The 15,997-nt window shown below is 59.7% G+C and carries 13 protein-coding genes; 3 read left to right on the top strand and 10 right to left on the bottom strand.

Translation table 11 applies throughout. From position 1 onward, the window contains the following. Positions 1–373 precede the first annotated feature (373 nt). The 4 genes from PspS34_RS11640 to PspS34_RS11625 all read right to left on the bottom strand — a co-directional run bounded on the left by PspS34_RS11640 (position 374) and on the right by PspS34_RS11625 (position 4,040). Positions 374–757 (bottom strand): VOC family protein, encoded by a 384-nt coding sequence (locus tag PspS34_RS11640; protein ID WP_102669643.1) that lies wholly within the window; start codon positions 755–757, stop codon positions 374–376. Positions 758–849: 92 nt separating this feature from the next. Beyond that, complete coding sequence (locus tag PspS34_RS11635) at positions 850–1,968, bottom strand: S-(hydroxymethyl)glutathione dehydrogenase/class III alcohol dehydrogenase (RefSeq protein ID WP_159389763.1); 1,119 nt, start codon at positions 1,966–1,968, stop codon at positions 850–852. A gap of 109 nt (positions 1,969–2,077) precedes the next feature. Continuing rightward, the gene (locus tag PspS34_RS11630) at positions 2,078–3,046 is read right to left on the bottom strand and encodes an ABC transporter substrate-binding protein (protein ID WP_150813667.1); all 969 of its coding nucleotides are present in this window, start codon (positions 3,044–3,046) and stop codon (positions 2,078–2,080) included. A gap of 154 nt (positions 3,047–3,200) precedes the next feature. Next, positions 3,201–4,040: a hypothetical protein gene (locus tag PspS34_RS11625; RefSeq protein WP_154862260.1), complete on the bottom strand. Its 840-nt coding sequence runs from the start codon at positions 4,038–4,040 to the stop codon at positions 3,201–3,203. A 109-nt stretch (positions 4,041–4,149) separates the two neighbouring features. On the opposite strand from PspS34_RS11625, the gene PspS34_RS11620 reads away from it, so the two are divergent. Beyond that, the gene (locus PspS34_RS11620) at positions 4,150–5,061 is read left to right on the top strand and encodes a LysR family transcriptional regulator (protein WP_159389762.1); all 912 of its coding nucleotides are present in this window, start codon (positions 4,150–4,152) and stop codon (positions 5,059–5,061) included. Between the two features lie 118 nt (positions 5,062–5,179). Here the strand turns inward: PspS34_RS11620 and PspS34_RS11615 are convergent, their stop codons facing one another. The 4 genes from PspS34_RS11615 to PspS34_RS11600 all read right to left on the bottom strand — a co-directional run bounded on the left by PspS34_RS11615 (position 5,180) and on the right by PspS34_RS11600 (position 10,767). After that, positions 5,180–6,421 carry a thiolase family protein gene (locus tag PspS34_RS11615; protein ID WP_150813719.1) on the bottom strand — a complete coding sequence of 414 codons (1,242 nt, stop codon included), beginning with the start codon at positions 6,419–6,421 and terminating at the stop codon, positions 5,180–5,182. 8 nt (positions 6,422–6,429) lie between these two features. Beyond that, positions 6,430–8,313: a feruloyl-CoA synthase gene (locus PspS34_RS11610; RefSeq protein ID WP_159389761.1), complete on the bottom strand. Its 1,884-nt coding sequence runs from the start codon at positions 8,311–8,313 to the stop codon at positions 6,430–6,432. Positions 8,314–8,404: 91 nt separating this feature from the next. Then, positions 8,405–9,853 carry an aldehyde dehydrogenase gene (locus PspS34_RS11605; protein WP_150813671.1) on the bottom strand — a complete coding sequence of 483 codons (1,449 nt, stop codon included), beginning with the start codon at positions 9,851–9,853 and terminating at the stop codon, positions 8,405–8,407. An 83-nt stretch (positions 9,854–9,936) separates the two neighbouring features. Beyond that, positions 9,937–10,767 carry a p-hydroxycinnamoyl CoA hydratase/lyase gene (locus PspS34_RS11600; RefSeq protein WP_150813672.1) on the bottom strand — a complete coding sequence of 277 codons (831 nt, stop codon included), beginning with the start codon at positions 10,765–10,767 and terminating at the stop codon, positions 9,937–9,939. A 213-nt stretch (positions 10,768–10,980) separates the two neighbouring features. Between PspS34_RS11600 and PspS34_RS11595 the strand changes: the two genes are divergently transcribed. Next, positions 10,981–11,469, top strand: a complete 489-nt coding sequence (locus tag PspS34_RS11595) for a MarR family transcriptional regulator (protein ID WP_150813673.1) — start codon at positions 10,981–10,983, stop codon at positions 11,467–11,469. A 61-nt stretch (positions 11,470–11,530) separates the two neighbouring features. Here PspS34_RS11595 and PspS34_RS11590 read toward each other — a convergent pair whose 3' ends face one another. After that, positions 11,531–12,853, bottom strand: a complete 1,323-nt coding sequence (locus tag PspS34_RS11590) for an OprD family porin (RefSeq protein WP_159389760.1) — start codon at positions 12,851–12,853, stop codon at positions 11,531–11,533. A gap of 330 nt (positions 12,854–13,183) precedes the next feature. Here PspS34_RS11590 and mhpT point away from each other — a divergent pair, with 330 nt between their 5' ends. Next, positions 13,184–14,401, top strand: a complete 1,218-nt coding sequence (gene mhpT / locus PspS34_RS11585) for a 3-(3-hydroxy-phenyl)propionate transporter MhpT (protein ID WP_159389759.1) — start codon at positions 13,184–13,186, stop codon at positions 14,399–14,401. 235 nt (positions 14,402–14,636) lie between these two features. Here the strand turns inward: mhpT and PspS34_RS11580 are convergent, their stop codons facing one another. Continuing rightward, the gene (locus tag PspS34_RS11580) at positions 14,637–15,854 is read right to left on the bottom strand and encodes a DUF3422 domain-containing protein (RefSeq protein ID WP_159389758.1); all 1,218 of its coding nucleotides are present in this window, start codon (positions 15,852–15,854) and stop codon (positions 14,637–14,639) included. Positions 15,855–15,997 lie beyond the last annotated feature (143 nt).

Below are 15,997 nucleotides of genomic sequence, written 5' to 3'. Positions count from 1 at the left end.
AACAGACCCTGGTGAGACGAATGGCCTGTTGGAACGCCGCTTGCCGCAGTTCACACGTCTTGCCGTGTCGATCAGCGAGGGTGACGCCTTTGCTGCTTCCAAGCTAAACATTTGAAAATGTGGACGTGTGCGTCATGCCAAAGATGAGAGGTTCCGTGCCGCAAGCAATTGGTTTTGGCCGACGCAGTCGAGTCGTAAGAAGTGGCTTTCATCCCATAGCTGCCGGTGGTGATCGGCAGAAACCGGCCAGAAGCTGTCGTTCGAACACCAAGGTTAAACGGGCTTGTTCAAGCCACCATTGCAACCTTACAGTTACTAATCCTTGCGAGTAAGGGCTAATGACGAAGCATCTAATGATGCCTCGTCTTGAAGCTTAGGCTGGCTTGAAACAGTACGCGGCCAGCTTGTTCCCATCGAGATCCCGCGCGTAAGCCGCATAGGCGTCAGGTGCCCAGCCTCGCGGACCCGGTGCACCTTCGTCGGTGCCGCCACTGGCCAGCGCCGCGGCGTGGAAAGCGTCAATGGCGGCACGATTCGGCGCCTCGAAGCTGATGGTGACACCATTACCCACACTGGCCGGGGCGCCGTTCGCCGGTTTCAGCACGAAGAAGGATGGAGCGCTCTCACCCCAGATCGAACCATTCTCGTCCAGATCAGCGATGCGTTTTTGGCCCAGGGTACCCAGGACATTGTCATAGAAGCTGCGCGCTTTTTGCAGGTCGTTGGTACCGACAGTCACATGAGTGAAAATGGTCATCTTTGTGCTCTCTTTGGTGTAGATACGGTGGGTTGATGTTGCAGGTTTTCGCGCCTTTGACTCGCCCTGACGGGCTTCGCCAATCTGTTGAGTCAGCGATCGAAATGGATAACGGTGCGGATGCTTTCGCCTTTGTGCATCAGGTCGAAGGCTCTGTTGATCTCGTCCAACCCCATGGTGTGGGTAATGAAACTGTCCAGCGGAATGTCGCCCTTTTGCGCGTTCTCGACATAGCTGGGTAGCTCGCTACGTCCTTTCACACCGCCAAATGCCGAGCCGCGCCAGACGCGCCCGGTCACCAGCTGGAAAGGACGGGTACTGATTTCCTGACCGGCGCCAGCGACGCCAATGATCACCGACTCACCCCAGCCCTTGTGGCAGCACTCCAGGGCGGCGCGCATCAGATGGACGTTGCCAATGCATTCGAAGGAATAGTCCACACCGCCCTCAGTCATCTCGATGATCACGTCCTGGATCGGCCTGTCATAATCCTTGGGGTTGATGAAGTCGGTAGCGCCCAGTTGCCTGGCAATCTCGAACTTGGCCGGGTTGATATCGATCGCGATGATCCGGCCGGCCTTGGCCATGGTCGCACCGATAATGGCTGCCAGCCCGATGCCACCCAGACCGAAGATTGCCACGCTGGCTCCCTCCTCCACCTTGGCCGTATTGATCACCGCGCCAATGCCGGTGGTCACACTGCAACCGAGCAGGCAGACCTTCTCCAGTGGCGCATCCTTGGGGATTTTGGCCAGGGAAATTTCGGGAAGCACGGTGTATTCGGAGAACGTCGAGGTGCCCATGTAGTGAAAGACAGGCTGCCCTTCGTAAGAGAATCGGCTGGTGCCATCTGGCATCAAACCTTTGCCTTGAGTGGCACGGATTTTCTGACAAAGATTGGTCTTGCCGGAGGTGCAGAATTTGCACTCGCCACATTCCGGGGTGTAGAGCGGGATCACATGGTCGCCCACCGCCAGTGAAGTTACCCCCTCGCCAACCGCTTCGACGATACCGCCACCTTCGTGGCCAAGAATAACGGGGAAGATCCCTTCGGGATCGGCACCGGATAACGTAAACGCATCGGTATGGCAGACACCTGTCGCAACAATGCGTACCAGCACCTCACCGACTTGCGGCGGCGCTACATCGACTTCGACAATTTGCAGAGGCTGGTTCGCCGCGAAGGCGACGGCCGCTCGTGATTTGATCATGTTCGTGATTTCCCGGACGCAAAGAGGCGCCGTTCCTGTGTAGAAACAGTCAAGAGATTGTGTTCATAGGAGCGTTACAGAGGGCGGGCGTCCTTGCCCTTGAGGCCGATTAGAGCGATGCCTCGATCTTCTTTGCTGCGGCTTCGTCGACCCAGGCATGCCAGATTTCCGGGTGTTCCTTGAGGAACATCCTGGCCAGCTTCGGCGATTCGATGCGTTCCCGGGTCATCCTCGCCAGGTTCTGATTCAACAAGTCGATCGGAATGTTGACCTTCTCCAGTACTGCGACCAGTTCAGGAGCCTGTTCATGAAATGCCTTGGAGAGTCCCACCATGGTGATGACGTCTTTGTTGGCGCCGGTCTTTTCCTCCAGCCTTATCGCATCGATCTGCCCCATCAGCGGCGTCGGTGACCAGTAGTAGAACAGCACCGGCTCACCGCGTTTGTAACTGGACAGGACAGCCGCATCCAATGCCGCACCGGTACCTGGACGAAAGTTTGTGAACGTGTTTTCAAGACCATACTCTTTCAACATCTCGGTATTGTCCTGCTCACAGATCCAACCCGCAGGACAGTTGTAGAAACGGCCTTTGGACGGTTCTTCCGAATCGCGAAAAACACTCGCGTACTTGCTCAGGTCCGCGACTGTCCTGAGGTCGGGCGCCTGCGCTGGCCGGTTACGTTTAGCGTCCCCTTCAACGACGTAACGCGGCACATACCAGCCCTGAGTCGCACCAATGATCGGAGCGCCAACCCCGACAACCTTTCCGGCCGCCGCCGCCTTTTTCCAGACTTCGCTGCGCTCCATCCACTCTTCGCCAAACACCTGAATGTCGTTGCCGGCCAGTGCGGTCTCGAGAATGATGGTGTTACCCACCAACTGATCCGTTGCACAGCCATAACCATCCTTGAGCACGATCATCATGATGTCGGTGAGGAGCATCCCGCTCTCCCAGTTCAACCCGGCAAATTTCACCGACTTGCCCGATTCACACCACCCTGAGGCCTGGCTTGAAGCACTACCGACAAGCAAGCCAAGGGTGAGCAACGAGGCCAACAAACTCTTCCTGTTTTTCATGATCAGACGCTCCGAATCATTATTATTGGGGGCAGCGAACTGTTGTGTGCGACACAGGAGCAAACGAGTCCATCAGATTTAGCATGGACAAGTGCGTGCGCAAACACGTGAAACAAAGGCGTGAATCAATTGCATTTATTGTTATTGGCGAAGCTCAAGCTAATGGATCAACAGAAGTACGCCCATAGAACAACTGGCGCGCATAGGCACTGAACTCGACATCGGGTTGGTCCACGTACGCAAACACCGCGTTGAGCCTCAGCCTGTCCCCTTCCACCGGCGTGACCCGGTGCAATGAATAGCGGCCGCGGAACAATGTCAGGGTGCCGGGCACTTGAGGCAGAACCTCTACCTGCTGTGTTTGCGAGTCATCGAGGAATTGCCTGACCGCGTCATAGCAATCGTCGCTTTCATTGCGCAGCATCCGCACATACTCGAAATCCCCACCGGCGCTTGCAGCCTGAAGCGACAACGTGACGCTGAAGTCGGAACGATCAAAGTGCCACCCCAACTCCTGCCCTGCCGTGAAGCCCTGCAAGTTAAGGGCGGCTAATGGATCGGCATGACGATAGAGCGTGTCCAGAGCCAAAACATCTTTGATGAAAGCAAGGACTTCGTCCGATCCATAGATCTGCCGGATCAAATGGTCGGCGGGAATATCGGCATAGGCAACAGTGTCTTTTGCCGTGTTCATCAAGCGTCGTAGCGGGTGTTCCGGATCAACGCTTTCGTCCTGAGGTTTGAAATAAACCGTGTGGTTTTCCCGAAAATGAAACATGCGCGAGTGCAGTGCAAGTGTCTGCTGCGCCATCGCGACAACCGATGGATTGCGAACAAAACCCGGAAAGATCGCAACGCCCTCTTGTGCCAGCAACGACTGACTGTGAGTGACCAGTGCGAGATAAGCGGGGCTGGTGCGATCGGTGATTGGGTAACGCTCGAGATCGACGAGATCGCCCAGGGTTAGCGCAGGTGTGAAAGGCAGGGTAGTCATTGTTGTTGGTCTCCGTTGGCTCTGCTGGATTCAGATTGCATCGGCACCAAAAACAAGTCACGCTCATAATTTTACGCAATTTTGTGAATTATTTTCAGGTCGTATACCCATGAGACTGACGCTGGATCACTTGGTGATGTTGCAAACCTTGTCGGAAGTCGATTCGATCACCGCGGTGGCCGAACGTTTATGGCTGACACCTTCAGCCGTCAGTCACCGCATACGCGAAGCGGAGCGGCGGCTAGGTGTGAGCCTGACGGAAAGATCAGGAGGAAAGCTCAGACTCAGCCCTGCCGGCGTGCGTCTGGAACGGGCCGCCAAAGACATCATCGCCATACTCAATGAGGCTGAGTCCGAGGCCCGGTCCATGGCTGGTGGCGTCACAGCGTTTGTCCGTATGGGTGTCACCTCCTACGGCCCATTTCGCTGGATTCCAAAATTCATCAAGCACTACTCAAGTCTTCGGCCGGACATCGAAATCACACTGGTGACCGTGCCCCGTAACGACGTTTACGCGAGCCTGATGCAAGGCAGACTGGATGTGTCCATTATCGATGACGGCATGGTGCCTAGCGGTGTCGCGAAGTTGCCACTTTTTCGGGACGATTTGATTGCAATCATGGCAACCGATCATCCCCTTGCGGGAAGGAAAAATATCTATGCGGAAGACTTCAAGACTTACAACCTGGTGACGTATTCGACCGATCGCGCCAGTGGCTGGGAGTATGACCGTTTCTTCGCCCCCGCCAGCATCTTGCCGCGCCGCATGATCACGGTGGAGTTGATCGAAGCCATCGTTGAACTGGTCCGCTCAGGATACGGAATCAGCATATTGCAACGGGATTTGGTAACCCCCAGTCTTGAACGCGGGGAACTTGCGTGGGCCGTCCTGAATGACGGCCTGGATATCGCCTGGAACGCAATCGTTCGGCCCTCGGAACGGGAAGATAGCGAGGTCAGTAAAATGGTTACGGAGCTTGATACCTGGATTAAAAATTCAGGAAAGCCTGAACGCAGCTAATCGCTGGTTAGCGCGTAAAAATGGTTTTTTAGTCGATTGCAGCCCTTCGCGACGGGCAACAATCGGCCAGAAGCCGTCATGGGCAGAAAACACAGCTTGCCCGTCAGCCGACGAATTCTTAGGCACGCCAGGCGGGATTTTCGATCAGTAGCGCCATGCCCTGCCCACCGCCAACACAGGCCGCGGTAACCCCGTAACGCAGATTGTGCTCACGCAGTTGTCGGGCCAGGGTCAGCACCAGGCGCAAGCCACTGGCGGCCAAGGGGTGGCCGAGTGCCAACGAACCACCCTGGACGTTCAGACGCGAAGGGTCCAGCTCCAGCTCCTGAGCCACTGCCAGGACCTGGGCGGCCTGGGCTTCGTTGATTTCAAAGCGGTCGATCCGATCCAGGCTCAAGCCGCTGCGCTGCAGCAGCAGGCGAATCGCCGGTGCCGGACCGATGCCCATGAACTCCGGCGCCACCCCGACCACCGCGCTGGCCCGCAGCAAGGCCAACGGTGTATCCCGACGGGCCGAAGCGCGCCCGACCAGGGCCGCCGCCGCGCCATCGACCACCGCACAACTGTTGCCGGCGGTTTGCACCCCGCCTTCGTGCACGGTGTGCAACCGGGACAACGCCGCGATGTCTCCGGGCCGTGGGTGGCTGTCTTCACTCACCGTGTCGACGCCGCGTGACAGGCGGATGCCCCGTGGCTGATAGCCTTGCAGTTCGAACACCTGATGCCCCACGGCAACGAGCTCGGGTGCCAGCCAGCCCGCGTGTTGTGCCGCAAATGCCCGCTGATGACTGGCACAGGCGTATGCGTCCACCGCTTCTCGACTCAGCCCATAACGCCGCGCGAGGTTGTCGGCGGTGGTGATCATGTCCACCCCGGGAGCCGGGTCGTACAAGGCTTCCCAGAGAAAATCCTTGAACTGCACTTGCGCGCCAAGGCGGAAACCGCCTCGATGGGTATAGGCCGCAATCGGATTGCGCGACATCGATTCGGTGGCCACGCACAGGGCCAATTGCACGCCGTCATCCAGTTGCCTGGCGGCCTGGCGCAGCAGTTCGAAACCGGTGGCGCAGATCCGCTGCACCCCCAGTGCCGGAACCGATTGCGCCACGCCGCTGTAGAGGCCGATGTGCCGTGGCAGCATGTAGGCATCGAAACTGGCCTGGGCCATGGAACCCGCCAGCACGCTGTCGACTGCCAGCGGGTCAACTTGCGCGCGCGCCAGTACTTCGCGCCCGACCTTGATGCCCAGGTCGATCGGCGACACCTCGGCCAGTGCCCCGCCGAGGTCCACCCACGGTGTGCGCACCGCATCGAAAATCGCCGCATCGGCAAAGGCCGAGTACTGCCCGCCGGTGTTCAGGACTACGCTCACGACTTCGCCCCGGCGCGCAGGATGGCTGGATCGAGCCCGCGATACAGCGCCTCGACCTGCTCCGCGCGCCACTGCAATACCGCACGCTGGTTGATCGAACCCTTGTCGGTGATTTCCCCCCGATCGATGGACGCCGGCTCGTCAAGCAAGGCGATCCATTCCAGGCGACTGGCATTGCCCGTGGCCTCGCGATTGAATCGCTGCAACCAGCCGGCGAACCACTCGCGCACCGGCGCACTGGCCAACACCTCGGCGTCGCTGGCACTGGCCGCCAGCCCTGACAGCCGTCGACATTCGAACATCCGCGCAAAGACCAGCGCACCCAGGCACTCGCGATCCGGCGCGGTCACCACCAGGTCCTGGACATAGGGTGAACCTTCGAGCACCGCGCGGCTGCGCAACGGCCCGACGCTGACGAACACCCCGGATGACAACTTGAAATCTTCGGCGATGCGCCCGTCGAACATCAGCCCCAATTGCGGATCGCGCGGGTCGGCGAGCTTGAGCGCATCTCCGGAGCAGTAGAAGCCCTGCGAGTCGAACGCATCGTGGGTCTGCTGTGGTGACCGCCAGTAGCCGGGCATGATGTGCGGCCCACGAAAGCGTCCTTCGAGTTTGCCGTCCACCGGCACCAGGCGCACCTCACAACCTGGCGCCGGCAAGCCGACATAACCGGCCATGGACAACGGCCCGGTGGTGAAGGTGCAAGACGGCGAAGCCTCGGTCATGCCGAGCCCGGCCATCATGCGGATACGCTCACCGCAGTGCTGTTCGCTGATCCGGTCGAGGCGGTCCCAGACACTTTGCGACAGACCGGCGGCGGCAAAGAAAAACAGACTGATACGCTTGAAAAAGATCTCCCGCAGCTCCGCGTCCTGCTCCAGTGCCGAGGCCAATTCTTCCCAGCCTTTGGGTACGGTCAGGTAGGCCGTAGGCGACACGTCTTTGAGATTACGCAGGGTTTGCGCAAACCCCTGCGCCGTGGGTTTGCCGTCGTCCAAGTAAAAGCTGCCACCGTTGTAGAGCACGATGCCGACGTTATGGCTGCCGCCGAAAGTGTGGTTCCACGGCAGCCAGTCCACCAGCACCGGCGGTTCTTCGCCGAACACCGGAAAGGTCTGCAACAGCATCTGTTGGTTAGAGCACAGCATGCGCTGGGTGGTGATCACCGCCTTGGGCAGCTTGGTCGAGCCGGAGGTGAACAGGAACTTGGCGATGCTGTCCGACCCCGTGCCAGCAAAAGCGGCCTCGGCCTCGGCTCCGCCCGGTTGTTCAAGCAGGCTGGCGAAACTCACCTGGTGGCGTCCCGCGATTTCGCCCCGGACGGTAATCATGGGCGTTTCAGCGGGTATCACGGCATCAATGGCGCGCTGGTAGGCCGCAGCATCACTGACAAACACCAAGCCAGGTTGCAGCAGATCGCAGACGTGACGCAGCTTGGCGAAATCCTGGGACAGCAGCGAATAGGCCGGCGACACCGGGCAGTAGGGAATGCCCGCGTACATGGCGCCGAAGGCGAGTTGCAAATGCTCGATGTCATTGCCTGAGAGCAACACCAGCGGTTTGTCTGCTGACAGGCCGTAGCTCAACAGGCTTTGGGCGATGGCCCGAACACTCTCGAGCATCTCGGCGTAACTGACCCGGCGCCAGTCACCGTCGGCCTGGCGGGCGGCGATAAAGGTTTGCTCGGGACGCACCTTGGCCCAAAGCACCAAACGGTCAAGCAGTCGCGATGGATACTCGGCCAATGGCTCCAGGGAACGCATGTGCAACGCGCCCTGCTGTTCTGTGACCTCAACCGCTGCGCGACCGATGGCCACGTGACGGTAGCGCGGCGCGCAGGCCTCGGTGTGGGGTTGCGATCTGAATTCGGAACTCACGTGCTTGTTCTCCATCAAGGCACGCTACCACCAAGCCGCACGAATGGGCATGGCGGTGGCTACAGCCTTTTTTTATTGTTATTTCTGCGGTTCAGATCGGGTAGTGCCGCGGTCCATGCTGCAAAGTAACCCAGCGCAACTGGGTGAAATGCTCGATGGACGCCTTGCCGCCAAAGCTGCCGTAGCCGCTGGACTTGACTCCACCGAAGGGCATTTGCGCTTCGTCGTGCACGGTCGGGCCGTTGATATGGCAGATGCCCGACTCGACCCGTTGGGCCAGCGCCAGGGCGCGCCCGGTATCGCGGCTGAAGATCGCCGCCGACAACCCGAACTCGGAATCGTTGGCCAGACGCAGCAACGCTTCATCGCCCACCCCGCGCAACAACACCGCCACCGGGCCGAAGGATTCCTCGCGGTACAGACGCATGCTCTCGTCAACGCCATCGAGCAGGGTCGGCTGCAAAATGCTGCCGTCCAGCTGTCCACCGACCACCAACCGCGCGCCCTTGGCCAGGGCATCATCGATCAACCCCTTGATGCGCGTTCCGGCACTGGCATCCACCAGCGAACCGAGCACCGAATCCGCCAGCGCGGGATCACCGGCGCGCAGGGTCTCGACCTTGGCCGCCAGCTTTTCGACAAAGGCGTCGGCGACCTTGGCATCGACGATCAGCCGTTCGGTGGACATGCAGATCTGTCCCTGATTGAAGTACGCGCCGAAAGCGGCTGCCTCCACCGCCGCATCCAGGTCGGCATCATCGAGCACCAGCAATGGCGCCTTGCCGCCCAGCTCCAGCAAGGCTGGCTTGAGGTGGCGCGCCGAAAGCTCGCCGACGATGCGCCCGACATGGGTCGAGCCGGTGAAGTTGACCCGCCGCACCGCCGGGTTGGCGATCAGCCGCTCGACAATCGCCGAGGCATCCGCCGGGGCATTGCTGATGACGTTGACCACGCCGTCACCCAACCCTGCATCCTGCAAGACCTGGCCGATCAGTCGATGCACCGCTGGGCTCAGCTCAGACGCCTTGAGCACCACGGTATTGCCGCACGCCAGCGGCATGGCGATGGCGCGGGTGGCGAGAATCACCGGGGCGTTCCACGGGGCGATCCCCAGCACCACGCCACAGGGTTGGCGCAGGGCCATGGCAAAACTGCCCGGCACATCCGAGGGAATCACTTCGCCATTGATCTGGGTGGTCATCGATGCCGCTTCACGCAGCATGTTAGCCGCCAGCCGCACGTTGAAACCGTACCAGTTGGCCATGGCCCCGGTTTCGCCGGCCGCCGCGATGAATTCGTCGCTGCGCGCCTGCAACTGCTCGGCCGCCTTGAGCAAACGGGTGCGACGTTCATTGGGCGCCAGGGCGGCCCAGGCGGGAAACGCTGCCTGGGCCGCAGCCACCGCGGCATCGGCATCTTCCAGGGTGGCGGCAGCAACCCGCGATACCAATTCACCGGTCACCGGGTTGCGGCGCTCAAAGGTTCGACCGTCGCGGGCAGGCAGCGACTGGCCGCCAATCAACAGGGGCACGTCCAGCATGGTGATTCCTCTTTATTGTCTTTGTCGGGAATGCATTCGAGCGATGCAGAGCGCCGGGGCGGACATGCACCCGGTGATCAGTCTCAGCGCTTGTAGGCCTGCAGACCGGGCTTGATGCTCTTGTCGTCGAGGAACTGCTTCATGCCCTGCTCGCGGCCACCCTCGGTGTCGAGCAGGCGCGACTGGTCAAGCTTGGCGTACAGGTAGTCCTCGTTCTGCTCCCAGGTCAGCTCGCGGCAGCGCTTGAAGCCATGCTTGGCCGCACGCAGTACCACCGGGTTTTTCTCCAGCAGGTTGCGCGCCAGGTCCACGGTGACTTCACGCAGTTGCACCAAGGGTACGCTTTCGTTGACCAGGCCCATCTCGGCGGCTTTCTGCCCACCGAAGGTCTTGCCGGTCATGATGTAGTACAGCGACTGACGATGGCCCACGGTGTCGGCCATGGCTTTGCTCACCAGGTTGCCCGGCGGGATGCCCCAGTTGATTTCCGAGAGGCCGAAGGTCGCTTCGTCGGCGCAGATCGCCAGGTCACAGGCCACCAGTGGGCTGAAGCCACCACCGAAACACCAGCCGTTGACCATGGCGATGGTCGGCTTGGTGTACATGCGCAGCAGTTTCCATTGCCACTGCGAGGCTTCGCGGCGGATTTTTTCCTGGAGGATCTCCGGGCCCGCGTCCACTTCGCGGAAGTATTCCTTGAGGTCCATGCCCGCGGTCCAGGCTTCGCCGGCACCGGTCAGCACCAGCACGCCGGCCGCCGGATCCTGCTCAAGGGTTTCCAGCACATCGATCATTTCCCGGTTGAGCGTCGGACTCATGGCGTTGCGTTTTTCCGGGCGATTGAGGATGACCCAGGCGATGCCTTCTTCGATCTCGACCTTGACGGTTGTCCAGCGACCTTCGTAATTGCTCATGGCGATACTCTCTTGTTCTTGGCTTGAAGATGACTGGAAATTAAAGGATCGATATAGTTATGTCAATTAACTATTAATCGAATTAACCATTTTTTATCCACCCGAAAATATCCTCCGCCCCCTTCACCATGAACGACGGGCATAGCTATCAGCGGCCAACCCCGGCAAACTAGATACACTTGTTAACCTCCATCTCTTCAGGATTCACCCGCAATGGCCAAGCCTTCTCCCCTCGCCGACCAGAACGAGTCCCCATCCGCCACCGCCGAGCTGCAGGCACCGCTGGATTCGGCACTGGATGACCTGATCGGCTACGCGATGCGGCGCGCCCAACTCAAACTGTTCCAGAACCTGATCGGTCGCCTGTCAGCCCATGACCTGCGCCCCGCGCAGTTCTCGGCCCTGGCGATCATCGACCAGAATCCGGGGCTGATGCAGGCCGACCTGGCCCGGGCCTTGGCCATCGAGCCGCCGCAGGTGGTGCCGTTGCTCAATAAACTGGAAAGCCGCGCGCTGGCGGTGCGAGTGCGTTGCAAGCCGGACAAACGCTCCTACGGAATCTTCCTGAGCAAGACCGGCGAAACCTTGCTCAAGGAGCTCAAGCAGATCGCCGCGCAAAGCGATTTCGACTCCACTTCAGCGCTGACCGGCGAAGAGCGCGAAGAGCTGCTGCGCTTGCTGAGGAAGGTTTACCAGGACTGAACGCACGCTGCCGGCACGCTCCAGAAGGGGCGGCCGGCGGGGAACATCGAAGGGCCCGGGCTTACCAGATCGGCAAGGTATAGAGCACCTGGAACCGGGTCTGGTTTTCATCACGAAACGCCGTACCGCTCGGGAAGTCATTGCGATAGATCGCCTTGCGCGCCAACAGCCCGACGTTTTTCAGCGGGCCGCTCTGAATCACATAACCCAGTTCCATCTGGAATTCGCGCTCTTTGCGGTCCTCGGCGTTGAAGGCGGCCAACTCGATATTGTCGCCGCGCACGTAACGCAACCTTCCCTTCAAACCGGGCACCCCGGACGCGACGAAGTCGTAGTCATAGATCGCTTGCCAGGTGCGCTCCTTGGCGTTGAGAAAATCCGAAGCCATGGTCTGTTCGCTCATGCCCATCAACTCGGTGCCAGAGATGTACGGCGTCGCCGTGTCGCCGCTGGAGTGCATGTAGCCGAGGCTCACCCGGTGCCCGCCGAAGCGGTAGCCAAACAATGCCGAGAGGTTGCGGTTGTCCACCTCACCCGCTTTGGCGGCGCCATCCTCACGGCTGAAAAAACTGCGCAAGTCACTGGTGAACACACCGTCGCCAAGCGGCAGGTTGTGCAGCAGCGCCAGGGTGTCCTGTTGGTAAAGCTCGGCCACCTCGGCATGGTAGGCGCGCAGACTGAGTTCTTTGTTGACCTGATAATCGCCCCCCACGTACGCCAGATGCGAGGTGGTAGCGGCACCGTTGAATCGCCGGTTTGGCGTGGCGATGCTCATGGCCTGATAGTCCGTGGAATCGCGCTTGTTGATGCGATCGATGTAACCGGTGTTCAGGGTCAGGCCATCGAAATCCCTGGAGCTGAGCGTGGTGCCGCGAAAGGTCTGTGGCAGCAGCCGCGACGGGCTGGCAAAGGCAAACGGCAGGAAGATCGAGACATCGCCGCTCTTGACCGTTGTCTGGGCAAACCGCAGCTTGGCCGTCGGCGCCAGCCGCGAATAATCATCCGCCGCGCGCTTGTCGCTGGCCGACACCGGCAACAGTTCGGTGCCGCTGCGATCCGGGGCGGAGTCGAGCTTGACCCCCAGCAGCCCCCGCACATCCAGGCCAAAGCCTACAGTCCCTTCGGTATACCCGGACTCCATGCCCAGGATGAAACCCTGGGCCCACTCCCGTGCAGCAGACTTGGCCCCGCCATCCTTGTAGTCACGGTCCATGTAGTAATTGCGCAGGGTCAAGTTTGCGTGACTGTCCTCGATAAACCCCTCGGCCCGCAGCTGAGAGGGCAGAACGCTGACGCCTAGCAGTGCCACGACCCACCCTGGATGGATACTGCAAACGCAGGGAAGTGACGCTACGGAACCGATGTTCATGGGGCGTTTTGGCATGTTCGATGTCCACTTTTTATTGTTGTTCGTGGGTGCCGGATCCGCACGGGACTGCCGGCTTCACGACCAGAGAATGGAAACAGCCAAGGGTCGCCGTCAATCGCACATGATCGATAATCGAACATTAATATTATTATCTATTTACACATATTCATATGAATGCATTCATAACAGTCTGTTTTTAAACACTTTATTTGTGGTTTTTACAGCTTTTAGGACATCATTCTTTTTTTAGTTATCTTTGTTATCTTAATCGCCAGCGGTCACCGACGGCGCGCCCAACGCACGGAGGGTTCGACTGCATAAAAAAAACAACAATGAGGTTCACCCATGGACAGTCCATCGCGTCGCTCGACGCTGACAATCGCTTTGTGCTTTATCGTTGCGCTGATCGAAGGGTTTGATCTGCAGGCTGCCGGCACTGCTGCCGCAGGTTTGCGTCAGAGCTTTGCCCTGGACCCGAAGATGATGGGCTGGGTGTTCAGCGCCGGGATCATCGGCCTGCTGCCTGGTGCGTTTTTTGGCGGCTGGGTGGCCGATCGTATCGGCCGCAAGAAAATCCTCGTCGGCGCCGTGCTGCTGTTCGGTGTCTTCTCGCTCTGCACCGCCTATGTCGAGAGCTACTCCAACCTGCTGCTGGTGCGCTTCATGACCGGCCTGGGCCTGGGTGCCGCCCTGCCCAACCTGATTGCCCTGTGTGCCGAGGCCGTGAGCGAGCGCCATCGCGGCACCGCCATTAGCGTCATGTACTGCGGCGTGCCCCTGGGCGGCGCGCTGGCGGCCGTGGTGGCAATGTTTTCCAGTGAACACTGGCAAACCACCTTCATCATCGGCGGTCTGACGCCCATGCTCGTAGTGCCGCTGATGGCCCTGCTGCTGCCCGAATCCACTGCGTTCCGCCAACAACATGTCACCACCGGCAGCCCACGGTCGTCCACCGCCCAGGCGCTGTTCGGCGAAGGACGCGCACGCTGCACGCTGGCCTTGTGGTTGAGCTACTTCTTCACCCTGACCGTGATGTACATGCTGCTCAACTGGCTGCCCTCGCTGTTGCTGGAACAGGGTTTCACCAAGCCACAGGCAGGCATGGTGCAGATGCTGTTCAACATCGGCGGCGCCATTGGTTCGCTGCTCGGCGGGGTGATGCTGGACCGCTGCAACGGCCTGAAAGTGGTCCTGTTCGTGTACGCCGGGGTGTTGGCGGCGCTGGCCGGGGTCGGCCTGTCAGTGGGTATCGTGCCGATGGCCATCGCCGGGTTTGCCGTCGGGCTGTTCGTCATGGCCGCACAGCTTGTGCTGTACGCCCTGGCGCCCCCTTCCTACCCGACTTCGGTGCGCGCCACCGGTGTCGGCGCGGCCGTGGCCATCGGCCGGCTCGGTTCGGTGGCAGGCCCCCTGGCCGCCGGCCAGATTCTCGCCGCCGGTGCCGGCACCACTGGCGTGCTGCTGGCAACGTCACCAGGATTGGTAGTCGCCGCGCTGTCGATCCTGACCGTGATCGCCCGCACTGGCGCGATCGCCGAGCCGCAACCGGAAGCGGCAAACTAAGCCCCGCTACAAAGGTTTCAGGAATGAAAATGCCCGGCAATTTGCCGGGCATTATTTATGGACATCAGACCAACTGCCCGGTTAGAGGTGCCTCGTACCGTGTTGGATGCGAGAAGCAGCAACCGGTTGAATCCACAGCCATAAGCAGTCACTCAGCGACATTCAATAATCTGTGTGCTTTCCCGGGTTTTTAAGTCCATATGCCCTGGTGAATCAAGATTGTACGGTCATCGTCTCAATGCTCTTTGACTTTCTTGATGCGAAGCACAATCAACGTAAGAATGCCGATTGCAAGCGGCGTCATTGCGAGCATGGCCTCTCGCGGGGCCACCGCAACGCCGAGCAGGTGCAGCCCCGAGTAGCCAAGTTTGAGCAGGTTAAGCAGGTAGTAGGTAATAGCAATAATCGACAGCCCCTCCACTGCGCGCTGGATCTTGATCTGAGCATCGGCACGAGCATTCAGGCTTTTCAGGATTTCCGAGTTCTGTTCCTCCATTTCTACCTGAACCCGTGCTTGTAACAAATCGCCAAGGTTGGCCACGCTTTCGGCCAGGTGCTCCAGGCGCTGTTCGGTGGCGGTGCAGTACCTGACGGTAGGTTTGAAGCGGCGCTCGATAAATACGCCCAGGCGTTGGCAATCACCTACGTGACTTTCTCGCAGCTCCCCCAAACGTTCGAACACCAATTGCGCATAGGCTTGCGTGGCACTGAAGCGGTGCCGGGTTTTCGCAGAGCTGCTGACCACTTGGGCAGAAAGGTTGGAAATATCCGCAAGCAGGGCTTTCGCATTACTGCCGTCCGGGTCGGCGTTCTGTTCGGAAAGGGCGACCAAGGTCTTGTCAAAAACATCGAGCTGCGCGCTCAGGTCTTTGGCCATGGTCAACGATAACGAGGCCATCATCCTATAGGTCTCGATTTCCAGCAGGCGGCGTATCATCCGGCCCTGGCGGTAGGCATTCAGGCGTCGGTTGACGAACAATATGTGGTTGTTGCCCTCCTCGCTGAGACGAAAATCGCTCCAGACCATTGCATCGCCACCACCCACGCAAGAGCCGCTCGGATCCTTGAAGCCGTAACGGGACAGATCCAGGTTGTTTTCACCACGCACGACAATCTGCACCGAGTTGATCAAGGCCGGCAAATGCGCTTCGACCTTTGACGCCAGCACCTCGGGCAGCGTCGTCCAGGACAGGTCGTCACAGGATGAAGTGACCACCAGAGTCAGGGTGAAAAACTCGGTATGGCGCTCCCATTTCAGTGCATGGCCATCGAGATGGGTAATTCCTTGGGCGGCAGTCAGGTCGAGGGAAGCAGGGCAGCAGTTTTCAAGGAATGCATTACACTCCTGAACGCTGCCGAGGAACGCCAGATGAAACACATGGGCCGGCTCATCGAAGTACAGTGATGGGCGCGCGTGTAGTTCGTTGTGCAGGCTTTGTCGTAACGGGTGCATGTTGTAGGGCCATGTTGGAGTTGTTTTTGCCGCTTGCGATTAATACCCACCCGAGCCGGGCGCCAAGTCTTTCGGGGCATTATCGACTGCTGTTGTTGGTGGGACAGTTTGTCGAACTCACAAGTCACTGCCAGGCCATGAAC

Source organism: Pseudomonas sp. S34 (genome assembly GCF_009866745.1).
Taxonomy (GTDB): domain Bacteria; phylum Pseudomonadota; class Gammaproteobacteria; order Pseudomonadales; family Pseudomonadaceae; genus Aquipseudomonas; species Aquipseudomonas jessenii.
The sequence above is the reverse complement of the archived record's forward strand: the minus strand, read 5'-3'. Positions and strand labels throughout refer to the sequence as shown.